General features: G+C 48.0%; 25 protein-coding genes and 2 pseudogenes. 18 read left to right on the forward strand and 9 right to left on the reverse strand.

The genetic code is table 11. The annotated features are described in order from the left end of the window. The first annotated feature begins 29 nt into the window (after window positions 1-29). The 3 genes and pseudogenes from MHH91_RS04335 (at window position 30) to cyoE (ending at window position 2,544) form a co-directional block, all read left to right on the forward strand. On the forward strand, window positions 30-434 hold the full coding sequence (locus MHH91_RS04335) for a DoxX family protein (protein ID WP_013351420.1): 405 nt from the start codon (window positions 30-32) through the stop codon (window positions 432-434). A gap of 16 nt (window positions 435-450) precedes the next feature. Next, a complete protein-coding gene (locus tag MHH91_RS04340; RefSeq protein WP_014469921.1) occupies window positions 451-1,308 on the forward strand; it encodes a VOC family protein in 858 nt (285 codons plus the stop codon). A gap of 289 nt (window positions 1,309-1,597) precedes the next feature. Then, a pseudogene (cyoE, locus tag MHH91_RS04345) lies at window positions 1,598-2,544 on the forward strand (heme o synthase). A gap of 35 nt (window positions 2,545-2,579) precedes the next feature. On the opposite strand, the gene MHH91_RS04350 reads toward cyoE, so the two are convergent. Beyond that, the gene (locus MHH91_RS04350; RefSeq protein WP_013351422.1) at window positions 2,580-3,131 is read right to left on the reverse strand and encodes a PadR family transcriptional regulator; all 552 of its coding nucleotides are present in this window, start codon (window positions 3,129-3,131) and stop codon (window positions 2,580-2,582) included. A 238-nt stretch (window positions 3,132-3,369) separates the two neighbouring features. Between MHH91_RS04350 and MHH91_RS04355 the strand changes: the two genes are divergently transcribed. The 4 genes from MHH91_RS04355 (at window position 3,370) to bstA (ending at window position 6,084) form a co-directional block, all read left to right on the forward strand. Continuing rightward, window positions 3,370-3,972: an NAD(P)H-dependent oxidoreductase gene (locus MHH91_RS04355; RefSeq protein WP_013351423.1), complete on the forward strand. Its 603-nt coding sequence runs from the start codon at window positions 3,370-3,372 to the stop codon at window positions 3,970-3,972. Further along, complete coding sequence (locus MHH91_RS04360) at window positions 3,963-5,051, forward strand: acyltransferase family protein (protein ID WP_013351424.1); 1,089 nt, start codon at window positions 3,963-3,965, stop codon at window positions 5,049-5,051. Before MHH91_RS04355 ends, MHH91_RS04360 begins: the two co-directional genes overlap by 10 nt. Before the next feature lie 193 nt (window positions 5,052-5,244). Then, window positions 5,245-5,517 (forward strand): ribonuclease inhibitor Barstar, encoded by a 273-nt coding sequence (locus tag MHH91_RS04365; protein WP_013351425.1) that lies wholly within the window; start codon window positions 5,245-5,247, stop codon window positions 5,515-5,517. A gap of 24 nt (window positions 5,518-5,541) precedes the next feature. Continuing rightward, window positions 5,542-6,084 (forward strand): bacillithiol transferase BstA, encoded by a 543-nt coding sequence (gene bstA / locus MHH91_RS04370; protein WP_013351426.1) that lies wholly within the window; start codon window positions 5,542-5,544, stop codon window positions 6,082-6,084. On the opposite strand, the gene MHH91_RS04375 is transcribed toward bstA, so the two are convergent. Then, window positions 6,044-7,636 (reverse strand): MFS transporter, encoded by a 1,593-nt coding sequence (locus MHH91_RS04375; protein WP_014469924.1) that lies wholly within the window; start codon window positions 7,634-7,636, stop codon window positions 6,044-6,046. The genes bstA and MHH91_RS04375 overlap by 41 nt on opposite strands. Window positions 7,637-7,744: 108 nt before the next feature. Next, complete coding sequence (locus MHH91_RS04380; RefSeq protein ID WP_014469925.1) at window positions 7,745-8,227, reverse strand: MarR family transcriptional regulator; 483 nt, start codon at window positions 8,225-8,227, stop codon at window positions 7,745-7,747. 168 nt (window positions 8,228-8,395) lie between these two features. Here MHH91_RS04380 and mprF point away from each other — a divergent pair, with 168 nt between their 5' ends. From mprF to MHH91_RS04395, 3 genes are all read left to right on the forward strand, one after another. After that, window positions 8,396-10,966: a bifunctional lysylphosphatidylglycerol flippase/synthetase MprF gene (gene mprF / locus MHH91_RS04385; RefSeq protein WP_014469926.1), complete on the forward strand. Its 2,571-nt coding sequence runs from the start codon at window positions 8,396-8,398 to the stop codon at window positions 10,964-10,966. Window positions 10,967-11,060: 94 nt separating this feature from the next. Then, a complete protein-coding gene (locus MHH91_RS04390; protein WP_013351430.1) occupies window positions 11,061-11,945 on the forward strand; it encodes a PhzF family phenazine biosynthesis isomerase in 885 nt (294 codons plus the stop codon). Between the two features lie 76 nt (window positions 11,946-12,021). Next, the gene (locus MHH91_RS04395) at window positions 12,022-12,606 is read left to right on the forward strand and encodes a nitroreductase family protein (protein WP_013351431.1); all 585 of its coding nucleotides are present in this window, start codon (window positions 12,022-12,024) and stop codon (window positions 12,604-12,606) included. 36 nt (window positions 12,607-12,642) lie between these two features. Here MHH91_RS04395 and MHH91_RS04400 read toward each other — a convergent pair whose 3' ends face one another. The 3 genes from MHH91_RS04400 to MHH91_RS04410 all read right to left on the reverse strand — a co-directional run bounded on the left by MHH91_RS04400 (window position 12,643) and on the right by MHH91_RS04410 (window position 13,972). Beyond that, window positions 12,643-12,834 carry a YfhD family protein gene (locus MHH91_RS04400; RefSeq protein WP_013351432.1) on the reverse strand — a complete coding sequence of 64 codons (192 nt, stop codon included), beginning with the start codon at window positions 12,832-12,834 and terminating at the stop codon, window positions 12,643-12,645. Window positions 12,835-12,904: 70 nt separating this feature from the next. After that, window positions 12,905-13,015, reverse strand: coding sequence for a YfhE family protein (locus MHH91_RS04405; protein ID WP_003223230.1), 111 nt, complete (start codon window positions 13,013-13,015; stop codon window positions 12,905-12,907). A gap of 57 nt (window positions 13,016-13,072) precedes the next feature. After that, complete coding sequence (locus tag MHH91_RS04410; protein ID WP_013351433.1) at window positions 13,073-13,972, reverse strand: TIGR01777 family oxidoreductase; 900 nt, start codon at window positions 13,970-13,972, stop codon at window positions 13,073-13,075. A gap of 91 nt (window positions 13,973-14,063) precedes the next feature. On the opposite strand from MHH91_RS04410, the gene recX reads away from it, so the two are divergent. The 3 genes and pseudogenes from recX to MHH91_RS04425 all read left to right on the forward strand — a co-directional run bounded on the left by recX (window position 14,064) and on the right by MHH91_RS04425 (window position 16,510). Then, entirely contained in the window at window positions 14,064-14,855 is a 792-nt protein-coding gene (recX, locus tag MHH91_RS04415; protein ID WP_013351434.1) for a recombination regulator RecX, read from the forward strand. Window positions 14,856-14,861: 6 nt separating this feature from the next. Further along, window positions 14,862-15,176 carry a YfhH family protein gene (locus tag MHH91_RS04420; protein ID WP_013351435.1) on the forward strand — a complete coding sequence of 105 codons (315 nt, stop codon included), beginning with the start codon at window positions 14,862-14,864 and terminating at the stop codon, window positions 15,174-15,176. 247 nt (window positions 15,177-15,423) lie between these two features. Next, window positions 15,424-16,510, forward strand: a pseudogene (locus tag MHH91_RS04425) (MFS transporter). A 38-nt stretch (window positions 16,511-16,548) separates the two neighbouring features. On the opposite strand, the gene MHH91_RS04430 reads toward MHH91_RS04425, so the two are convergent. From MHH91_RS04430 to MHH91_RS04440, 3 genes are all read right to left on the reverse strand, one after another. Continuing rightward, complete coding sequence (locus MHH91_RS04430; protein ID WP_014469928.1) at window positions 16,549-16,941, reverse strand: DUF2606 family protein; 393 nt, start codon at window positions 16,939-16,941, stop codon at window positions 16,549-16,551. Continuing rightward, complete coding sequence (locus MHH91_RS04435) at window positions 16,904-17,815, reverse strand: trypsin-like serine peptidase (RefSeq protein ID WP_014469929.1); 912 nt, start codon at window positions 17,813-17,815, stop codon at window positions 16,904-16,906. Before MHH91_RS04435 ends, MHH91_RS04430 begins: the two co-directional genes overlap by 38 nt. Window positions 17,816-17,952: 137 nt before the next feature. Next, the gene (locus MHH91_RS04440; RefSeq protein ID WP_003155495.1) at window positions 17,953-18,105 is read right to left on the reverse strand and encodes a small, acid-soluble spore protein K; all 153 of its coding nucleotides are present in this window, start codon (window positions 18,103-18,105) and stop codon (window positions 17,953-17,955) included. 123 nt (window positions 18,106-18,228) lie between these two features. Between MHH91_RS04440 and MHH91_RS04445 the strand changes: the two genes are divergently transcribed. The 5 genes from MHH91_RS04445 (at window position 18,229) to MHH91_RS04465 (ending at window position 21,610) form a co-directional block, all read left to right on the forward strand. Then, window positions 18,229-18,498, forward strand: a complete 270-nt coding sequence (locus MHH91_RS04445; RefSeq protein ID WP_013351439.1) for a YfhJ family protein — start codon at window positions 18,229-18,231, stop codon at window positions 18,496-18,498. Between the two features lie 132 nt (window positions 18,499-18,630). Beyond that, a complete protein-coding gene (locus tag MHH91_RS04450; RefSeq protein WP_014469930.1) occupies window positions 18,631-19,158 on the forward strand; it encodes an SH3 domain-containing protein in 528 nt (175 codons plus the stop codon). A gap of 85 nt (window positions 19,159-19,243) precedes the next feature. Further along, window positions 19,244-19,576: an SdpI family protein gene (locus MHH91_RS04455; RefSeq protein ID WP_014469931.1), complete on the forward strand. Its 333-nt coding sequence runs from the start codon at window positions 19,244-19,246 to the stop codon at window positions 19,574-19,576. Next, window positions 19,573-20,433: an alpha/beta fold hydrolase gene (locus MHH91_RS04460; protein WP_014469932.1), complete on the forward strand. Its 861-nt coding sequence runs from the start codon at window positions 19,573-19,575 to the stop codon at window positions 20,431-20,433. Before MHH91_RS04455 ends, MHH91_RS04460 begins: the two co-directional genes overlap by 4 nt. A 196-nt stretch (window positions 20,434-20,629) precedes the next feature. Then, window positions 20,630-21,610, forward strand: coding sequence for a glycosyltransferase family 2 protein (locus MHH91_RS04465; RefSeq protein WP_014471590.1), 981 nt, complete (start codon window positions 20,630-20,632; stop codon window positions 21,608-21,610). Window positions 21,611-21,645 lie beyond the last annotated feature (35 nt).

Here is a 21,645-nt window from a genome sequence, read left to right on the forward strand (position 1 = left end):
AAGTGATAATAATTTTCAAGGAGGATTTTATGAATAAATCATTCGAAACAGGAACACTGCTTTTAAGAGTTGTAACAGGTATTATCTTTTTTGTTCACGGTTTATCCAAGTTTCAAGGTTTAGAAGGCACAACGCAATTTTTCCAGAGCATCGGGATTCCGGCCTTTATGGTCTATGTCATCGCAACGATTGAACTGGTTGGCGGGGTTCTGATCTTTTTCGGCTTGGCAACGCGCATTATCGGCGTTCTGTTTGCCATCACATTAGTCGGCGCCATCTTCACGGCGAAGCTTTCCTCACCGTTTATGGGCGGATCGGAATTTGATTTCATCTTGCTGGTTGCGTCAATTCACTTAGCGCTTTCAGGAAGCCGTCTGCTTTCATTGGATCAGCTCCTTTTCAAATCAAAAAAGGGAGAAACTTTTTCAGCATAAGAAAGAAGGCGTTCAGATGACCGGCATTCATCAAGATACGGCACTGGGTTATGTCAAATTGACCATCAAAAATATGGAGCGGTCGCTCGACTTTTATCAAAATGTGATCGGCTTTCAAGTCATCTCGCAAACCGATCGTTCCGCAGAACTGTCAGCAGACGGAAAACGCGTCCTGCTGGTGCTTGAAGAAAATCCAGGCGCCGTCATTCTGCCGGAGCGGTCTGTCACCGGCCTTTACCATTTCGCGATTCTTCTGCCTGATCGGAAAGAACTCGGCATCGCATTGGCCCGGCTGATTGAAAACGGCATCGCGCTCGGTCAGGGGGATCACGCGGTCAGTGAGGCTCTTTACCTGTCTGATCCGGACGGAAACGGCATTGAAATATACGCCGATCGTCCCCGCAGCACGTGGCAGCGCGATGCAGAGGGCAATTACGTCATGCAAACGGCGCCCGTCGATGTGGACGGGCTTTTGGAAGAAGCCGGAGCTGAACGGAAAAGCCGTCTCCCGGAAGGAACCGTTATCGGGCACATTCATCTCCATGTGACGGATTTACAGGAAGCCAAGGCTTTTTACACCGATATTCTCGGTTTTGACATTGTCGGCAATTACGCGGCCATGTCCGCGCTGTTTGTTTCAGCGGGAGGATATCACCATCACATCGGTCTGAATATATGGGCCGGAAAACACGCGCCGCCGAAACCGGGAAACGCAAGCGGGCTGGATTATTACACCATCGTGCTTCCGCATCATGAAGAGCTGTCACGTGTGACAAAAGCGCTGACTGATGCCGGCTTTGAAATTGAAGAAAAAAACGATGGCATATTCGTCAAAGACCCTGTGTCAGGGGCGGATATCGCATTTACACTGTAAGAAAAAAACCTTGCCATCAATGGCAAGGTTTTTTATTTGAAAACTTCCCCGAAAACAAAAACGATACGGGATTAGCCTTCTTAATGCCCGTGTTTGAAATTGATCTGCTCGCTTCAAGCCGGATCAGGGAGTTTTATGGGCAGATTTTGAATAGTAAAGGAAATGAGCCGCATCCGGTCAAGATGCGGCTTTTTATATATAATTTACAATTGTGTGAAAAATAGACAGAATGAATTGTGATTCCTGATTCTTCCTGATATGATAAGCCGAAAAAGGAGAACCCGAACAAATGAATTCAAATGCAGCACGGACGGAACAGCCGATGAAGCATAACGGAAACCGGGTGACGGTCAAGGACTTTATCATTCTTGCCAAACCGGGAATTATCATCTCAAATTCACTCGCCGCATTGGGCGGATTTTGGATCGCATGGCTTCAGTCTGAAAGGACGGGCGAAGGGCCCGGTATATTTGCCGCTATGACGATCGCCATGATCGGAACGGCGCTTGTCATGGCATCAAGCACTGTTTTTAATAACTTCTTTGACCGCGGCATGGATGCCAAGATGGCGCGAACCCGCACCCGTGCAAGCGTCACGGGTAAAATACCGCCGCCGGTTATGATCCTATACGGCGCCTGTCTCGGCGCATGCGGATTCATCATGCTTGCTTCGCTTCATGTACTGACCGCCGTTCTCGGCCTGCTTGCATTTTTGCTGTATGCCGTCGTTTATACGCTTTGGTTTAAAAGACAATCCGTCTGGGCACATTTGTCGGCAGCTTTCCGGGGGCGGCTCCGCCCTTGATCGGCTATTGCGCCCTGACCGGGTACATTGATATGCCGGCGGTGTTGTTATATGCGATTATGTTTTTGTGGCAGCCGCCGCATTTTTGGGCGATCGGAATCAGGCGAAAGGAAGAGTATCGTGCTGCCGGAATTCCGCTTTTGCCGATTATAAAAGGCAATCGTGTCACAAAAATAAAAATGCTGCGCTATATCGCCGTTCTGACTGCGGTTTCGCTGCTCGTCCCTCTTTATATCGATGTCAGCCCGTTTTATACCGCGACCGCTCTCCTGCTCGGAGCCATCTGGCTGTACCGGAGCGTCAAAGGTTTTCGAGCAGCGGATGACACGCAATGGTCGAAAGGGATGTTTTTTTACTCGATTGTTTATTTCAGTCTGCTTTTTCTTATTTTAATGGCAGATTCGTTTATTACGGCGGGTCTCAGAACGTAAACAGGCGGCTTGCATACAGAGCCGCCCCGTTTTGTTTATGCTTTTTTGATGAGAGCCAAAATATGCTCAAGCCAGGAAATATAATTCCTTTCCCGCTCCAGCGCTTTTGTCAGCACGAGATAATGGCCGAAATCCGGAGAAGAAAAGGAATCCGCCTCCTCGGAGGATGTCATCAGTTCATGATAACTGTTTTCCAGATCGGACAACTTCTCCTTTCGCTTTACGAGCTGATCGGTGAATAGCTCATCCGCTTCTTCATTCGTCAAAGCTGAGATAAAATAAGCCTTCAGCATAAATTCATCCTTCACCGTTTCCGGAATCGGATCTTTTTTCGTCAGCCATGCACAAAGCTCCCGCTCTCCATTGTCAGTCAGCGTGTACATTTTTTTCTCCAGCTTCGTTCCCTGAATCGCAGTGCGGAACGTAATGAATCCCTCAGCCGTCAGCTTTTTTAATTCCGGATAAATCTGGCTGTGCTTTGCGCTCCAAAACTGGCCTAGCTCTTCTTTAAAATAGCTCGATATATCATATCCGCTCAATTCGCCTTTTCGCAAAAGTCCTAAAATCGCGTACTTTAAAATTCTCATGTTGTCCTCCAAGCCCATTCATTTGACAGCTAGTATACCATACGGCTGCTTAAAAACGCAGAAGTGTCGGATACCGCATTTCAATCCTGTTTAAAACGAATCAAAATGCTGCCGGAAACAGACAGAAGGGAAGGCCGCCGTTTCAGTCGGCGAAAAAGCCTTTCATCATGTCTTTGCCTTATTCATACTGCATAATGATATAATCATTGTAAAAATTAAAAAATACTGGGAGGGACATATGAAGACGGTGATTGTGTATGCAAATCCGGATGAGAACAGTTTCAATGCGGCGATCGTCAAATACGTCGCCATGGCTTTAAAGGACAGCGGACGAAGCTATACCGTCATTGACTTATACGCCGATCAATTTGATCCCGTGCTGAAGGTCGGAGATGAAAAAAAGCGGAGGGATATGAACCGGGACGCTGAAACAAAGAAATACCGGAAACTGATGAAAGAAGCGGATCATCTCATTTTCATTTACCCGCTGTGGTGGGGAGGCGTTCCGGCGATTCTGAAAGGCTTTTTTGACAAAGTGTTTGTCGCCGGAGAAGCCTACACATTTGAAAACGGCCGTGTAAAAGGACTGCTCCGGGCAGAGACGGCACAGGTGTTTTATACGGCGGACTCCCCGAACCGGCACTTAAAGTGGTTCCGGAAAAACGCGGACTGGATTACGCTGAAAAAAGGCATTCTGCAATTTTGCGGCATTCAAAAAGCCGAACGGAACTTTATGTCCGCCGTCAAAACGAGCACACCCGAGCTGCGGGAAAAGCGGCTGCGCCAGGCGTACGCCAAAGTCCGCCGTGCTTGTGAAAAAGGAGCGGCCGCATGCAGATAAAAGAAATTTTCGTGATCCGCTGCCTGTCCTGCTTAAGTGTCGTTCTGCTGCACGTGATGTCAATGGTGCTGATGATTCAGGAAGAGTCCTTAGCAAGCGCCGCCCATACGGTTGATGCGTTCCGGACCTTGCTGATGTTCAGCACGCCGGCGTTTATCTTTATCTCGGAATTTCTGCTTGCCAGGTCCTATCCGGAAGGCGTGCCCGCGGGTTTCTTAAAGAAAAGGGGAAAAGTCATTTTCGTGCCGTTTCTGTTTATTGCCGCGGTGGATGCCATTTTAATGAAAAGCGTGGCAGAAGAAGGCGCCGGTTTCGTTTCAGTGATGGGTAAATTTTTAGAAAATGTCTTTTTGGGAAACTTTATCGGCTACTTCATTCTTGTGATCTTTCAATTTTACATTCTCCATATGCTGCTGCACCGCTGGCTGAACAAAACATCTCCCGCATGGGTGCTGTCTGTTTCTTTTATCATCAATGCCGTCTATCTCGGCTATTTTTCAATTCTTCATCCGCCGGCGTCATCGGGGCTTGATTCTATTTTTCCGTTCTTTTGGGTTCCGTTTCCGGGCTGGCTGTTTTATTTCTGTCTGGCATTTTATTGCGGAAAGGAATACCGGCGTTTTTTAGCGCTCATCAATCAGTACCGCTATGCGGTTTACTTCAGTGCGGCCGTATCGGCGATATTGATTGTGGCCGTTTCATATGTCAGCGGCGGCTCCATTTCTTCTAAGCGTCCGGATATTATGATTTATGCGGTCAGTATTATTTTTCTGTGCTTTCATCTGTTTTCAAAGCTCAATAAAGTGCCCGCGATGGTGATGATGATCAGCAACTATTCGTTTTCAATCTATCTGCTCCACTCCTACTTTTTAATCAGCGGGTACCTCCTGGAAAGCTATCTGCGGTCAATGCCCTTGCCGGCTGCCATCCTGCTGTTATTTTTGATCTGCACGCTCGGTCCCATTTTCGTATCGTGGGGATGCAACCATTTCAGGTACGGATACCTGTTTGTCGGAAAAGTGTATCAGCCGAAGCACAGCAAAAGAAGCACGGCGGCGTCCCCGGGCCGCACAGTCTGAAAAAAGGCGGCGTTTCGGCCGCCTTCTTTATATGGATCAGCTCTGTTAAAAAAGCAGCGCAGCCGGGCAAATCCAATCTGCAGCCGTCCGAGACAGGAGGACATCGTCCAGCTGAAACCGGGGCAGAATCCGGCCATTTCTGAAGAGAAAAATGGTAAACTGATAGAATAAAATCATAAGAAAGGAGCCGCACATGAAAAAAGCAGTCATTAACGGGGAACAAATCAGAAGTATCAGCGACCTCCACCAGACATTGAAAAAGGAGCTTGCCCTTCCGGAATACTACGGTGAAAACCTGGACGCTTTATGGGATTGTCTGACCGGATGGGTGGAGTACCCGCTCGTTTTGGAATGGAGGCAGTTTGAACAAAGCAAGCAGCTGACTGAAAATGGCGCCGAGAGTGTGCTTCAGGTTTTCCGTGAAGCGAAAGCGGAAGGCTGCGACATCACCATCATACTTTCTTAATACGATCAATGGGAGATGAACAATATGGAAACACAAACCCTCAGCTATCCGATTGGAGAATATCAGCCGCCTGAATCGATTTCAGCCGGACAGAAACAAGAATGGATCAATACGCTGGAACACGCTCCGGCCAAACTGAAACAAGCTGTCAGAGAGATGTCGGACAGTCAGCTCGATACGCCGTACCGCGAAGGGGGATGGACTGTGCGCCAAGTGGTTCACCATCTGGCGGACAGCCACATGAACAGCTATATCCGGTTTAAATTGAGCTTAACGGAGGATGAACCGGAAATCCGTCCTTATGATGAAAAAGGCTGGGCCGATCTCCATGATTCCAAAACCGCCGCTTGCGGGGATACGCTTGAGCTGTTAACGATCCTGCACAGAAGGTGGGCCGCTCTTTTGCGCTCCATGACGGAAGCTCAATTCAAACGGACATTTTTCCATCCTGTATCTAAGGAGACGGTTACGCTGGAACAGGCGCTCGGATTATATGTCTGGCACTCTGAACATCACATCGCCCATATTACTGAGCTTTCCCGGCGGATGGACTGGCATTTTTCTTAGAGGATGCCGGCTTCCGGAAATACGCCAAAACAGCCGCAGACACAATCGTGCATAACGAAATGACGGCGGCTGCCGTATAAAGATGGTGGTAGCCGCTGGCAACGCCCGCTTCAATCGCATCAGAAACCGCTTTTTTGACGGCGGGGACGGGGATTCGGCTTACCTGTTCCTGCAACGAAGAAAGTCCGCCGCCGATATCGGGCATTTGCGCCTGATCAGCGGGAATGCCGCTTTTCGCTAAACGGTTTTTGATGTCATCTCCGATCCGGTCAAAGCCGGCTGTAATGAAGCCGGCATATAAGGCCGGAGCGAGCGTCAGCCCGACCTGCCTCACGAGTGACAGCGTGCCGAGCGCTGTCCCTTTGTTTTGACCCGCCGTTTCTGATACAAGCACATTCAGCGGAGCTCCGAGCAGAAATCCGAAACCGGTCCCCGCAATCACACTCGCCGTGACAAATTCCCATTTATCCGTCACCCATAACGGAAACAGGCTGAATCCGGCAAAAGCGATGGCGCCTGATACAACCGCAGAGAAGACCGGCCCTTTTTTATCCGTAACCGCCCCGCCGAGCCATGCCCCGATGCCTGACGCCAAAGCGAGCGGCGTCATCCAATAACCTGCTTTTTCCGCCGATACGTGCAAATACTGCTCCGCGTAAGAAGGAATAAAAATCACCGCAGCGAGCAGCCCGCCTGATAAAAATCCGATGACGAGCGTCCATTGAAACACTTTATTCTGCAGCAGCGAGCAGGCGAGAATCGGATCACCCCCGCGGTTTTCAACCCGCTTTTCGACTTTAAGCAGCGCGGCAAAGAGAAGTCCCGCCCCCAACAGATACCCGTACACCTTTACGTCCATTATGCTTTCTGACAGCTTCGCCCCATCGAGGTTCGTAATACCGATCATGCAGGATAAGATCGCAAAAGACAGCATCATCGTGCCGAAGAGATCAAGCTTTTTCACCTCAGGCTCTTTCGTTTCAGTGATAAACAAACCGCCGCACACAACCAAAGCGGCGGCAATCGGCAGATTAATCAAAAACAGCCAATGCCACGACCCGGTTACATCAAGCAAAAAGCTTCCGATATTCGGTCCGAGGACGGCCGCCATACCGTTCATCGCTCCTAAAAGCCCGAGAGCTTTTCCCTGTTTCTCCTTCGGTAGCACAGCCAAGACATGCGAACTGCCGATAATAAAAATCCCTCCGCCGCCAAGCGCCTGAATGAGCCTTGCCGCCAAAAACATCGGGAAGCTTTGACTGAGTGCGACAAGCAAAGAGCCGAGGCCGAACAACCCGACTTCAATCATAAACAGCTTTTTCCGCCCGTACCGGTCAGACAGCTTGCCGACAATCGGCACACTGACACTGAGTCCCAATGTGTAAAGGGTTACTCCCCACGAGCCCCATGAAGGGGAAACATCAAAAGAGCTGTTAATCGTCGTCAGAGCAGCGGAAATAATTCCGTTGTCCAGCGCCGCCATGAACACACCGATCGTAAAGAGGGTGATGGCCCAGCTCTGGTTTTTTTCTGTTTGCAATGGCTCCGGCATATTGATCAATCCTTCCATTTTTAATTCACTTTGAATATATTATTCACTTTGAATGAATTAAATGTCAAACAAAAAAAGGCCGCCGATACCGGCAGGCCTTTTTCATCTCTATGCCTGATTGGAAGATCCAAGCGCTCTTGCCAAAATGGCGAGCCCTTGATTGACCGTTTGTTTTTCTTCAGCGGTCAGCGTTTCCAATGAACGCTTCAATTTTACATGTCCTTTTTGATAAAGGCTGCGGAAAATATCTTTTGCATTTTCCGTTAATTGAACGACGACTGAACGGCGGTCTTCTTCTGACGGAGCGCGTGTAATGAAACTTGATTTTTCCAAACGGTCAAGCAGCCCCGTCGTATTTGAAAGAGAAGCGCCCATTTTTTCCGCGATTTCACTCACCTTCAGTGTCCCGTGGTTGTTCAGAAGCATCAGCACCTTCATTTGCGGCATGCTCATATCAAGCTTCATCCACTCTGACACATCGCCGAGTCCCGCCGATGTCATCACTTTCATATACAAAACCCAAATATCCCGTTCCTCAGGAGAAAAAATATCGCCGCCTAATACCGTTGTATCATGCAGATTATAATCCATCGTCTCACTTCCTCGTTAATACTCCTGTATCCCATATTACTGATTTTAATCTGAGAAAGAAAGTTGCAGACGAGTTTTGTTTGAATATGAGGTGGTAGTGTATAATATGTTGGAGATTATTGGGGGAATTATAATAAATAAGCTATTTTATGATGATTGGAGAGAACATTGCTGACTAAAAAGAATGCCTTATCGATATTAAAAGTATTATTTCCTATTGCAGTTTTGCTTTTAGTCATTTATCAGTCCAAAAAGGAATTGACAGACCTTTCTTTTAAACGCACGCTGTACATTATTAACGGGATTGAGCGTTACGATTTATTTATTCTCGTTCTGCTCGGCCTCCTTGCCGTCAGTGCGATGTCCTTTTATGACTTTGTGCTGAAACGAACGCTGCGTCTCAACATTCCGAATTGGAAAGTGTTCAGGGTTTCCTTTATCGCCAATTCCTTTAACAATGTCCTTGGATTCGGCGGTCTGGCGGGTGTCGGACTGCGGACGATGCTTTACAAAGAGCACACGAATGACGTAAAACGTCTTGTCGCAGGAATCGCTTGGCTTACTTCTTCAGCTCTGCTCGGGCTGTCGGTCTTCAGTATTCTGACCGTCGCCCGGGTGCTCCCGGTGGGTGAAATCACAAGCGAGAAGCCGTGGCTGTGGGCTGTCATCGCCGGTGTGGCGCTGATTGTGCCGGCAGCTTTAATCGCCGCCCGGATCAACAATAAAAAAGCTGACACAGAAGATGGTGAAGCCAAGCCGAGGCATCCGGTTTTTTCATACATCGGAGCATCGTTTGCCGAATGGTTTGCGGCAGCCGTCGTCATGTATTATTCACTGTATGTCATGGGCATTCAAGCAGATGTCCGCCATGTATTCGGTGTATTTGCCATTGCCGCTATCGGGGGAATCATCAGCCTTGTGCCGGGAGGATTCGGCTCGTTTGACCTTCTGTTTCTGCTCGGCATGCAGAATATGGGCTTTCCGCAGGAGGCGGTTGTGACATCCATCGTCATCTACCGGATTGTGTATTCATTTATTCCGTTTGTGTTCGGGCTGTTCTTTGCGGCCGGCGACTTAACGGAAAATACGCTTAAACGGCTGGAATCAAATCCGAAGATGGCTCCTGCCGTGGAAACGACGAACGTGCTTCTCGTATTGCAGCGCGCCATCTTAATCAGAATGCTTTACGGTTCGCTGGCGCTTTTGGTTTTCGTGTCGGGAGTCGTCGTGCTTGCGTCTGTCGCCTTGCCGATCGACAGGGAGACGGTCATTCCGCATATTCCGCATCCGGCGCTTCTTGCGTTTAACGCGTTATCGTTAAGCGCGGCTTTGATTCTTTTAATTTTGCCGATTGAACTATACAAACGGACGAAACGCTCTTATTCAATGGCGGTCGCCGCGCTTGTCGGCGGTTTTGTGTTCAGTTTCTTAAAAGGGTTGAACATCAGCGCGATCTTTATTCTGCCTGTCGTTATCGTATTGCTTGTGCTGTTAAAGAGGCAGTTTATCAGAGAACAGGCATCGTATACGCTCGGCCAGATGATTTTTGCGGCCGCTCTGTTTATTATCGCCTTGTTCAACTACAATCTCATTGCCGGCTTTATCTGGGATAAAATGAATCGGCTGCTGCGCCACGATTATTTCGTCCATAACAATTCGCACATTACATACGCCACGATGACGGCCATTATTGTTGTGCCTTTGTTTTTCCTTGTGTTTACGGCAATTTATCATAAAAGATCGAAGCCGATCGGGGAAGAGGCCGATCCTGAGCGGCTGAAGTCCTTTTTGGCGGAAGAAGGCGGAAACGCGCTCAGCCACCTCGGCTTTCTCGGGGATAAGCGGTTTTATTTCTCAAGCGACGGCAAAGCACTTTTATTGTTCGGCCAGATTTCCAGAAGGCTTGTCGTGCTCGGTGATCCGTCAGGCCAGAAAGACTCTTTTCCGCTTGTAATTGAGGAATTTCTGAATGAGGCGCATAAGCAGGGCCTGAGTGTCATGTTCTATCAGATTGAACGTGAAGACATGGCGCTGTATCATGACTTCGGCTATAACTTCTTCAAGCTTGGAGAAGAGGCGCTCGTGGATATGGAGGCATTTACGCTGTCAGGAAAGAAAAAAGCGGGTCTGCGGGCGATTAACAACAAATTTGACCGCGAAGGCTACACGTTTCATGTCGGGGAACCGCCGTTTTCCTCAGAGTTTATCGCCAAACTGAAAGATATTTCGGACGAATGGCTCGGACCGAAAAAAGAGAAAGGCTTTTCTCTCGGTTTCTTCGACCGGGATTATTTGGAACAGGCCCCGATTGCTTACGTGAAAGACACAGAAGGGGAGATCATCGCTTTTGCCAACCTTATGCCGATGTATCAGGAAGGCGAGATATCAGTCGACTTAATGCGTTATCGGAAAAACGCGCCGAACGGTATCATGGACGCGCTTTTCATCCGTCTGTTTCTCTGGGCGCAGGAACAAGGGTACACCACCTTTAATATGGGCATGGCGCCTTTGTCAAACGTAGGAACGGCCTTTTCATCCTTCTGGTCGGAAAGAATCGCGGCCGTCATCTTTAACAACGTCCGGTATATGTACAGCTTCAGCGGTCTGCGGGCCTTTAAAGAAAAATACAAACCGGAGTGGCGCGGGAAATACTTGGCGTACCGCAAAAACAGATCGCTGTCCGTCACGATGATTCTCGTCACCCGCCTGATCGGAAAAACCAAAAAAAGACGCCGTTAAAAAGGCGTCTTTTTTTCTGGGTAATTAACCGAAAATTCCCGCTTCTTTTGTTATACTGAATAACATGATCATAAGGCGAAAGGAAGATTGATGAATGAAACAGGCGGACGTATTGAAATACGAAGCGTTTACCGATGTTCCTGATTTGGGAAATCCCGCGGGAATCGTTCTTAACGGAGATGATTATTCAGATGAAGAAATGCAGATGATCGCCGAAATGGCAGGATACAATGAAACATCATTTCTCTGCAAAAGCGGAGAAGCCGATTTGAAAATCCGCTATTTTACACCCGGCCATGAAATGAATTTATGCGGACATGCTACCGTTGCCTCTCTGTATGCATTAATTGAAAAGGGAAAGCTTCAGGCTGATCAGACGTATCAAATTGAAACGAAAGCCGGCATTCTTCCTGTAAAAGCCGCTGAACGAAAAGGGCGGGTGTACATCACGCTCAAACAGGCTTCCCCGCAATTTCTGCCGTTTACGGGAGACAAAGAAAAGCTTGCGGCCTCTCTCGGCATTACGGCGGAGGATTTTCACGATGAGCTTCCGATTGTTTACGGATCAACGGGAATTTGGACACTGATTGTTCCGCTGAGATCACTGGAAGCATCACGAAATATGGTGCCGGACAACACACAATTTCCCGCCATTTTGCACGATCTCCCGAAAGCGAGCGTTCATCCTTTTTCTCTGGAAACCGTGCATTCTGAAAGCGATCTGCACGGACGCCATTTTTCTTCCCCCTTTTCCGGAACGACCGAAGATCCCGTCACGGGAACCGCTTCAGGCGTCATGGCAGCCTATATGCGGCAATACGGAGGCTCCGGTGCCGAATGGCTGACGATTGAACAAGGTCAGGAAATAGGGAAAGACGGAAAAGTGGAAATCAGGATCACGGAGGAAGACGGAGAGATGAATATCCAGATGACGGGAACGGCTGTGTATGCCGAATCAATCAATCTTCAGCTTCCGTAACGGTTTACAAAAGACGGTTCTATCCGTTATATTATAAATGATAATCATTTTCAATTGAATAGGAAGGTGAATCGGCATGCCGAAAACCGAACAATCACAGCAAAACGAGAGACTTAAACATACGATCAGAAACAGAAGATCCATCCGGTCGTTTAAACCGGAAACCGTACCTTCTGAAGTCATATTAGATATGCTTGAAACGGCCGTTTACGCACCGAACCACAGGCTGACGGAGCCGTGGCGTTTTATTTACGCGGCAAGCGAAGCGGGAAAAGCAAAGCTTGCGGACAGCTACGTCTCATTTTTCAAGAAGATAAAAGATGATTTCAACGAGGAAAAAGAGCAGAACATGAGAAAAAACCTCAGCGCCGTTCCGGGATTTTTATTGGTCGTCTTAAAAGAAGATGAAAATGAATTTACGAGAAACGATGATTTCGCTGCGCTGAGCGGCATGATTCAAAACCTTCAGCTTCTCGCACATGAAAACGGCATCGGCATGGTTTGGAAAAGCGGCCGTATCATGTATGACAAACAGATGCATCAAGACTTCGGCCTTGCAGACAATGAGCGCTTTGCGGCGATCATTCAAACGGGCTATCCGGATGAACAGCCTAAGGCGAAAGAACGGACGCCGGCAAAAAGCCTGTTTACCGAACTGTAAAAAAATCCCCGTCCTTCAAGAGGCGGGGATTTTGTATTAGCGGTTTTTGCTTTTAGCTCTGTTGTCAGCGGCTTTCATCCGCGCCTGCGCTTCGCGGTCAGCGGAATCAGCAAGCTCGCTTGAATATTCCTCATATGTGCCGTCCGTTTCGCGTTTCAAAGCGTCCGGAACTTGAGGAAGCTTTTGTTTGTTTTTATCACGGTTTTTGTGAGTATGATTTCTGCCCATATCAATCGCCCCCTGAAAAAAGTGATATCAAACAAACATAGTATCTGCCCAGTCCCGATCTTTATTCAGCTTATTTCCGTTTGGCTGCTTTTTCCGCTTTTTTGAATTCACCGGAATAAAGGACTTCCTGCATTTTTTTCAGGTTGGCTCCCTGCTGATGTTTTTCGCGCTTCTTTTCCATAAAAGAAGATCCTCCTTCAAAACAGAATACCAATAGGATTGGCTTTTATTTCCGTTTTTATGCAGGTAAGAGATCCTTTAAAGCGAAATCAAGCTCTTCATACGTAAATTGAAAACCGGATGTCAGCGCCTGCTTAGGCAGGGCGCGCTGCCCTTTTACGATCAGCAGGCTCATTTCTCCCAATGCCTTCTCCAGAAAAAATTCCGGTACGGGAATCCAGTGGGGGCGGTGCAGGACGGTTGCGATCGTCTTACCGAATTGCTTCATTTCAACAGGGTTCGGCGAGGTCACATTCATCGGGCCGGACAAGTCATCATGCTCCGCCGCATAAGCGATGAGTTCCGCCGCATCATCGACATGAACCCATGACAGCCATTGCCGTCCTGAGCCGACGGTGCCGCCCGCCAACAGCTTATAAGGGAGAACCATGAGCGGCAGGGCGCCTTTTTCACCGAGCATCACGCCGAATCTGGCATATACCGTCCGAATGCCGAGCGCTTCAATTTTCTGGCCTTCACGCTCCCACATATGAGCCGTATGACTGAGGAAGTCTTCATTTGACGTATCTGACTGCTCAGTGAACGTTTTCTCTGTGCTTGTGCCGTAAATGCCGACGGCGCTTGCCTGAATTAAAGCCCGGGGTTTTTTTGCCTGCTGCCGGATAATCCGTCTGACTTCTCTCGTCGCTTCTACCCGGCTTGAGATGATTTGTTCCTTCGTTGTGTCCGTCCAGCGGTCAAAGATGGATTTGCCCGCGAGGTTCACCCATACATCAATAGGGGGAAGCTCGCGCTCAGGCGCCGCGTTTTCGGCCAGCCATTGAACATATGTCACATTTTTTTGTTCGGTTTCTCTTTGTTTTCTTGATAAAATATAGACATGATGTCCCTGGCGGGTAAACACACCTGTCAGATGCCGGCCCAGAAAACCCGTGCCGCCTGTCATCGCGATATTCATATCCATCTCTCCTTACACGTTGATAAATATACTTTACCTCATTTGCCTAAAAGAAAAACGCCTGAAAATCGGGGCGGGAAAGGAGATCGGGATGCCGTTTATTACAAAAATATCGACCCAAAAGAAAAATACCGAACGCTTCAACATCTTCCTTGATGAGAAATATGCATTCAGCGTCGACGCCGACGTGCTTGTTCGTTTTGACCTGAAAAAAGGGAAAGAACTGGACGAGCTTGACATTCTTGAAATCAGTCACGGCGATGAAGTGAAAAAAGCCTTTAACCGCGCCGTCGAATTTTTATCATACCGGATGCGCTCTGAAAAAGAAGTCCGGGACCATTTGAAAAAAAAAGAAACACCTGAGATGGTTATTTCTGAAGTCATCCACAAACTGTACGATTACCGCTACTTAAATGACAAAGAATTTGCCGAAGCCTATGCGAGCACCCACAAAAAAACAAACGGCAAAGGGCCTGACGTCCTGTTTCGCGAGCTGAAAGCGAAAGGAATAGACGACGATACCATTAAGGAGACGCTCAGTGCGTTTACGTTTGATGAGCAGATACAGGAAGCGCTGAAACATATCGGAAAAATCCTGAAAAAAGACAAAAAGCTGTCCACAAAAGAGATCAGACAGCGGGCCCAGATGCAGCTTCAGCGAAAAGGCTTCCCTTTCGACGTCATCAATGCCGCTCTGGAGCAGACGGAGTATGAGAATGATGACGAAGCTGAGATGGAAGCTTTGAAGACTCATGCGGAAAAAGCAATCAGGAAATACCGCTATGACGGCAGCTATGAAAGCGGAATGAAGGTCAAGCAGTACTTATTCAGAAAAGGATTCTCGATTGACGACATTGAACAATTTTTGCAGGAAGAGGAGTAAGCTGAAATGGACAAACGATACAGTCAAATGACGCCTCATGAACTACAGACGGAAATTGCGGGCCTGACTGAAAAAGCGCGAAAAGCAGAACAGATGGGCATTGTAAATGAACTGGCCGTGCTTGAACGGAAAATCACGATGGCCAAAGCCTACATGCAGAACCCGGAAGACTTTCTGCCGGGCGCGGAGTATCAGATAGAAGGTACTGATGATACGTTCCGCATTGATTACATGAACGGCGTATTCGCCTGGGGACACAGATCTTCGTCGCCTGATCAGGAAGAAGCACTGCCGATTTCCGTTTTAAAAGAAAAAAGTTAACGAAAGAGACCGGATCCGGTCTCTTTTTATTTTCGGGCACATTCGTTTCACACTTTCAGTAAAAAATGTTTGAATTCATTTTCGATATCTTTTAAGATGGAATTCGTTGTTTTTTAGTAAAAGGAGGCGATTAGCGTTGAATATCAAAATGAAACAGCCATCTGTGAAATTAATGATTTTTGTTTTAATGATTTGCACTTTTTCCATCGGTTATACGGAATATGCTGTCATGGGTATTCTGACGTAGATTGCCGATGACTTTCATATACATGTTTCTTCAGCGGGTATGCTTGTTACCGCGTATGCGGCAAGCGTCTGCCTGACGGGCCCGATTGTAACGATTATCGCGGTTAAACTTCCGAGAAAGCCGGTGCTGCTCAGCTTGATGGGCATCTTTGTCCTTGCCAACCTGATGAGCGTCTTTGCGCCAAACTTCGCCGTGCTGGCGATTTCAAGAATTTTATCCGCATCCATCCACGGAGCCTTTTTTGCGATCGCCATGGTGTTTGCGAGTGAAATGGTGCCGCCTGAAAAACGTTCCGCCGCAGCTGCGTCCATGAACGGGGGATTAACCGTGGCGCTGATGCTCGGCGTTCCGTTCGGCTCTTATTTAGGGGATGTTCTTAACTGGCGGGCCGTCTTTTTCATTATTTCCGTTTTAGGCATGATCGGGCTGATCGGCCTGATGCTGGTCGTACCGAATCGAAAACCGAAAGTGATTCCGATGCTGATGAATGAATGGAGTGTCTTTAAGCATAAGCAAGTGATCTTCTCCTTTGCGATCACCATTCTCGGCTACTCCGGCGTATTTATTGCTTACACGTTTATTGAGCCGATTTTAAGAGATTCAGCGGGATTCGGCACGGTCGGCATTACAGGCGCATTATTTGCCTACGGTCTCGGCGGAGTGGCGGGGAATTTCTTCGCAGGGAAAGTGCCGCTCAAACTGCTGACGCGCACAATGATCGGTGTGATGATCGTTGATCGGCGTCTTGGCGATCTTCCCTTATATCGCTGTTTTTCCTGCCGCGGCCGTTTCCGCGACATTTTTATTCGGCGCATGCGCGTTCGGCACGCCGCCGCTTTTACAGACAAAGGTTATTTCTTCATCTGAAAACGGCACGACAATTGCCGCCGCGGTGAGCGTTTCCGCATTTAACCTTGCAAACGCGCTCGGCGCTTGGCTCGGCGGATTGATTCTCGGCGGAACGGGATCTTACTCATGGCTGTTTGCAGGCGGTGCGCTGATGACCGCTCTCGGCCTTGTGCTTTCCACATTCGCTCATCTGTCTGAGAAGAAAGATGTCTATGAATACCAAGTGCATAAAGGATAACAAAAAGCTTGCAGCGGATAATCCGCCTGCAAGCTTTTTTAATGTTTCAATGTAAAGCTGATCACCGTATGTTTATCGCTCTCAACTAAGGAAATATTCCGGGTTTCCGGTATGCCGTCTTTTTCAAAAACGACGGCATAGGTTCCTTCCGTCCCGCTTTTCCAGGCGATATTGCCGTGGTGATCGGTCTTGCCTATTATCTCTCCGCGGTCTATATTCGGCTGATCATCTGACTCCGCCGCTTTCATCACTGTGACCGTCACACCGTCAGCAGGTGAGCCGTCAGCATCCTCAAAATGGAGAGTAACGGGCAGTGTTTTTTTGCCGGCGGCGGAATCATCCGCTTTGCTGCATCCGCATAAAACAGCCGCGGCGAGAAAGAAAATAAAAACTTTATTGATTTGACCAATATTGAATGTTGTCGAAAACACTATTTGTCACCCTTGTTCCCAGATTGTAAGTCGACCCGCCGTTTGTATGAACGGCAATGGCGGTCTGGCCGGTATCGCTGTAATTGTGATAAACGGGCGATCCGCTCTGGCAGCCGAACGTGTCTGTCGTGTAAGTGAGTTTATATGTCTCGGCCGAACGTATCGGCTTGCTGTCAGACCACATGGAACCGGACACTTTGTCGCATGGATATCCCGTCACAGTTGAAGACAGCCTGGCCGGACTGGAACTGTTGGTCGTCCGGTAGCCGTACCAGCCGACAGTATTCCCGGGCGATCCGTCTACTTTAATTGCCCCGTAATCATAGTTGGTATCACCGTTTTCTGTCCATCCTTTGACACTGTAGAATGTCTTGCCTGAATATGATCCGTACGGGTACGATGAGCCGTTGCGGCCGGGAGCTGCCGTGATTTTCGATGCCCAGCCGTTTTTCTGATCATACACACAATGTCCGGCCGTGACGATCGTGTCTGCATTGACAAAAAATCCGGTGCATCCGTAAGTGCTTGTGCTGCCGCTGTATGTAACGGTCAGCTGTGCTGTCGCGCGATAAGGAAATGATGTTGTCGGAGAAATTCTGATTCGTTCGTCTGTCCCTATAATACTGGAAGGCTTTAATGACTTGATGTCGGCTTTGCCGTTTTGTGCAGGATGTTTTTTGGTGAGGCCCGTTCCTTCATAAGCTGGAGATGTTTGTGTTGTTTTTACAGGCTGATTCGGACTTGCGTCAAACTCCTCACCGCTGTTCGATACGGATGTCTGCGGACTGCCTTGGGCTTCTGCTGAAACAGCAAATAATGAAACTGACAGAAAGAATGCGGTAAAGCTCAGCAATCGTTTTGAAACTGTCTTCATTGTATAAAACCCCCTCCTTTTTTGTCTACCGGCTTTCGGTTTAACATTTAACATATTATGGAATTTGTTTGGCGTTATGACCTTTTTTTCGCCGCAAAAAAGAGACCGGGCCATTCCCGGTCTCTTTACGTTATGTGTTATCGTCTGCCTGAAGCTCTCATGCGCTCTTGCGGGTGCGAATTAATTGAACCGTCCGCCCGTTTAGAAGCGTAGTCATCCTTTGCCCGCGGTTCGCCTTCAAACTTATTGTTGTTCTGATTTGGAAATCCTTTTGCCTTGTTCCGGACCATTTGTTTTCCCCCTCGGCCAATATCAAAAGGTTGCGCCTTCTGGACTGAAGACGTAAAGTTAGTATATGCCTGTGACAAGCTGTGTAAAAGCAGCAGGTTTTCCCAAGGAAAGGAGACAGAGACATGAATACATATATCGACAAACTGACGAATTTGCTGCTTGAGAAAAATGACATGATCAGCTATTTGCAAGCGCGAACTTGGGTTGAGCTCTTATGGGGAGATTTCGAAGCGACTTACGCAAAAGCCGGCCGCCCGTATCAAGGAGAGCAAATGACAGAACGCGTCGTTAAGGAATGGATTGAATCATACGGCAGCAAGCTCCATATGTTCCAAAGCATGCGGGAAGACGTTTCTCATTATTTGGATCAAAGCAGGGGACTCCTGCATTAACATACCAGTGCGTTCCGCCGGATATCTCCCGGCGGTTTTTTCTTTTTATAAAAGAAATAGGAAAAACATGTTTGATAACCCGCGGAGTGTGGAAATGTGTAATAACTTATAAAATAGCGGGGAGGAACCACAATGAACATGAAAAAAGGGTTAACCGCATTTATTCCGGCCGCAGGACTTTGCTTATTTTTAGCCGCAGGCACCGTTTTTTTTGATCCGGCAGCGAATGCCGCACCAGCTCATCAGACAAAACTGGACACCGCAGCAGATACATATATCGTGAAAGCAGGAGAACTTAACGTCCGTAAAGAACCAAATAAACAAGGGGTGATTGTCGGCACGCTCCGTTCAGAAGATGCCGTAAAGGTTAAACAGCTTGAAGGGGCAGATTGGGCCGAGATTAACTACAAAGGTCAGAAAGCCTATATCTCCACTCATTTTCTGATGAAGCAGCCGATGAAGGCAGTGACCGCGAAACAAACCGATTTTTATACGCCGACTTTGGAAACCGGCAAAAAAAGCTCCGTTAAAGCGGGTGAAACCGTCAATGTGCTCGGCTGGGGATTCAGCCATGACGGAGGATTTGACCGTAAATGGGCATACGTCACATACGGCGGGAAAGCAGGCTATGTGAAGACGGCCGACTTAGCTCAAAAATAGAGATTCAGGCAGGCGGATGAGCCTGCTTTTTTTCTGAAACTTTCCGCCTTTCCTTTCGTATGAAATGAAAAGGAGAGTGACAGATATGATAATGGTAATCGGAGGCCTTCTGATGGCTGCGGCCGGCATTTTAGTCACACTTTTCCCGCCGAAGTCAATTAACAGCCTGTACGGATATCGGACGAAACGGTCTATGGCGGATGAATTCCAGTGGAAAGAAGGCAACCGTTTCAGTGCGCTCCTCATGATTCTGTTCGGCCTTCTGATGGCTGCAGCCGGATTTGCGGGCAGCCTGCTCATTCAGCTCACTCAGCCGTACAGCCTGACCGTTCAGGCCGTATTATTGATCGCGATCAGCGCCCTGATCATAGCCTTAACAGAAAGAAGATTAAAACAAAAGGGGAGGAGAACCGATTGAATGACATTACTTTTCATATGATCGAAACAAACGGGGTGACGCTGCACACGGCTTCAGCCGGTCCGAAAGATGGTCCTTTGGCGGTGCTGCTGCACGGGTTTCCGGAGTTTTGGTACGGCTGGAAGAGCCAGATCAAACCGCTTGCCGATGCCGGATACCATGTTGTCGTGCCTGATCAGCGCGGATATAATCTCAGTGATAAACCTGAAGGCATTGAAAACTATACCATTGATACGCTCAGAGACGACATTATCGGGCTGATCACTCATTTTACAAATGACAAGGCCGTCGTCATCGGTCATGATTGGGGAGGAGCCGTAGCCTGGCACTTGGCATCCACGCGGCCGCAATACGTTGAAAAATTGATCACGGTCAATATTCCGCACCCGGCGGTTATGCGGAAGGTCACCCCGTTCTACCCGCCGCAGTGGAAGAAAAGCTCTTATATCGCGTTCTTTCAGCTTCCGGAAAAACCTGAACGGAGATTATCTGAAGACAATTACCGCGTATTGGATCATGCGATCGGCTTATCCGAACGCCCGGAGCTTTTCTCACGGGAAGATGTCGACAGCTACAAAGAAGCATGGGACAGAAAAGGAGCGCTCACGGCTATGCTGAACTGGTACCGGGCGATCAGAGCCGGCGGTTTAGGACCTGCCGTACCGTTTAAAATGCCCGTTCCGTACCGATTGATATGGGGCGTCAATGACCGTGCGCTAAGCAAAAAGCTCGCCGTGGAAACAAAACGGATGATTCCCAACGGCGAATTAATATTCATCGATGATGCCTCCCATTGGGTCATTCACGAAAAACCGCGCATCGTCAGCCATTTGATTCATGAATACCTTCATCAATAAAGTCTGTCCCGGGTAAAGACTTTTTCTTTTGCCGAAAAACATGACAAAATAAAACCATATGCAGAAAAATTTTTCTTACCCCTGTAACGAAAAAAGGGTTTAAACGACATTAAAAAAAGGAAAAGCCTTACTGAAGTTTTGCGGACTATGCCTTTAAGGCCGTACTAAAAAAGAATAATACAAAGAAGGTGCCTTCATGAAACAAAGGTTAATCTCAATTATTATTCCGTCTTACAATGAAGGGAATAACGTCAAGCTCATCCATGAATCTTTAAAAAAAGAGTTTCAGACGATTCATTATGACTATGAGATTTTCTACATCAATGACGGAAGCGCGGATGACACGCTTCAGCAGATTAAAGAAGTGGCCGCCAGAAACCATCGCGTCAAATACATATCTTTTTCCCGCAACTTCGGAAAAGAAGCGGCCATCTTGGCAGGATTTGAACACGTGCAGGGCGAAGCGGTAATCGTGATGGACGCCGACCTGCAGCATCCGACGCATCTGCTGAAAGACTTCATTCAAGGCTATGAAGAAGGGTATGACCAAGTCATTGCGCAGCGCAACCGAAAAGGGGACAGCCCCGTGCGTTCCGTGCTTTCTTCCCTGTATTATAAATTTATCAACAAAGCCGTCGAAGTGGATCTGCGTGACGGGGTCGGAGATTTCCGCCTGCTGAGCCGACAGGCCGTAGATGCCCTTTTGAAGCTGAGTGAAGGGAACCGCTTCTCAAAAGGGCTGTTCTGCTGGATCGGATTTGACCAGAAAATCGTATTTTATGAAAATGTCGAAAGGCAGAACGGCACGTCCAAATGGTCATTCAGCAATCTGTTCAACTACGGAATGGACGGCGTCGTCTCCTTTAACAACAAACCGCTGAGGGTTTGCTTTTTCACCGGTATTCTGATATTGCTTCTGTCGATGGTTTATATTGTCACGACCTTTATTCATATTCTGACACACGGTGTGTCCGTACCCGGATACTTCACCATTATTTCCGCCGTGCTGTTTTTAGGAGGCATCCAGCTTTTGAGTCTCGGCATCATCGGGGAGTACATCGGCCGGATTTACTATGAAACAAAAAAACGCCCGCACTATTTAATTAAAGAAGCGAATATTACGTACGGAGAACAAAATGAAACGAATTATACAAAAAAGCGCAAGTGGAACCATTAAACAGCCGCCGCTGTGCGCAGGGTATGGAGACGTTG

It is taken from the genome of Bacillus sp. FSL K6-2819 (assembly GCF_038008305.1).
GTDB lineage: Bacteria > Bacillota > Bacilli > Bacillales > Bacillaceae > Bacillus > Bacillus amyloliquefaciens.

Excerpts from the sequence above, each read along its gene's own strand:
- MHH91_RS04445 (WP_013351439.1), top strand. The coding sequence starts at position 18,229 with ATGAATACATATATCGACAAACTGACGAATTTGCTGCTTGAGAAAAAT.
- MHH91_RS04420 (WP_013351435.1), top strand. The coding sequence starts at position 14,862 with ATGGACAAACGATACAGTCAAATGACGCCTCATGAACTACAGACGGAA.
- recX (WP_013351434.1), top strand. The coding sequence starts at position 14,064 with ATGCCGTTTATTACAAAAATATCGACCCAAAAGAAAAATACCGAACGC.
- bstA (WP_013351426.1), top strand. The coding sequence starts at position 5,542 with ATGGAAACACAAACCCTCAGCTATCCGATTGGAGAATATCAGCCGCCT.
- MHH91_RS04350 (WP_013351422.1), bottom strand. The coding sequence starts at position 3,131 with ATGAGAATTTTAAAGTACGCGATTTTAGGACTTTTGCGAAAAGGCGAA.
- MHH91_RS04390 (WP_013351430.1), top strand. The coding sequence starts at position 11,061 with ATGAAACAGGCGGACGTATTGAAATACGAAGCGTTTACCGATGTTCCT.
- MHH91_RS04335 (WP_013351420.1), top strand. The coding sequence starts at position 30 with ATGAATAAATCATTCGAAACAGGAACACTGCTTTTAAGAGTTGTAACA.
- MHH91_RS04340 (WP_014469921.1), top strand. The coding sequence starts at position 451 with ATGACCGGCATTCATCAAGATACGGCACTGGGTTATGTCAAATTGACC.
- MHH91_RS04395 (WP_013351431.1), top strand. The coding sequence starts at position 12,022 with ATGCCGAAAACCGAACAATCACAGCAAAACGAGAGACTTAAACATACG.
- MHH91_RS04440 (WP_003155495.1), bottom strand. The coding sequence starts at position 18,105 with ATGGTCCGGAACAAGGCAAAAGGATTTCCAAATCAGAACAACAATAAG.
- MHH91_RS04455 (WP_014469931.1), top strand. The coding sequence starts at position 19,244 with ATGATAATGGTAATCGGAGGCCTTCTGATGGCTGCGGCCGGCATTTTA.
- MHH91_RS04380 (WP_014469925.1), bottom strand. The coding sequence starts at position 8,227 with ATGGATTATAATCTGCATGATACAACGGTATTAGGCGGCGATATTTTT.
- MHH91_RS04400 (WP_013351432.1), bottom strand. The coding sequence starts at position 12,834 with ATGGGCAGAAATCATACTCACAAAAACCGTGATAAAAACAAACAAAAG.
- MHH91_RS04450 (WP_014469930.1), top strand. The coding sequence starts at position 18,631 with ATGAACATGAAAAAAGGGTTAACCGCATTTATTCCGGCCGCAGGACTT.
- MHH91_RS04410 (WP_013351433.1), bottom strand. The coding sequence starts at position 13,972 with ATGAATATCGCGATGACAGGCGGCACGGGTTTTCTGGGCCGGCATCTG.
- MHH91_RS04355 (WP_013351423.1), top strand. The coding sequence starts at position 3,370 with ATGAAGACGGTGATTGTGTATGCAAATCCGGATGAGAACAGTTTCAAT.
- MHH91_RS04465 (WP_014471590.1), top strand. The coding sequence starts at position 20,630 with ATGAAACAAAGGTTAATCTCAATTATTATTCCGTCTTACAATGAAGGG.
- MHH91_RS04405 (WP_003223230.1), bottom strand. The coding sequence starts at position 13,015 with ATGGAAAAGAAGCGCGAAAAACATCAGCAGGGAGCCAACCTGAAAAAA.
- MHH91_RS04375 (WP_014469924.1), bottom strand. The coding sequence starts at position 7,636 with ATGCCGGAGCCATTGCAAACAGAAAAAAACCAGAGCTGGGCCATCACC.
- MHH91_RS04360 (WP_013351424.1), top strand. The coding sequence starts at position 3,963 with ATGCAGATAAAAGAAATTTTCGTGATCCGCTGCCTGTCCTGCTTAAGT.
- MHH91_RS04435 (WP_014469929.1), bottom strand. The coding sequence starts at position 17,815 with ATGAAGACAGTTTCAAAACGATTGCTGAGCTTTACCGCATTCTTTCTG.
- MHH91_RS04365 (WP_013351425.1), top strand. The coding sequence starts at position 5,245 with ATGAAAAAAGCAGTCATTAACGGGGAACAAATCAGAAGTATCAGCGAC.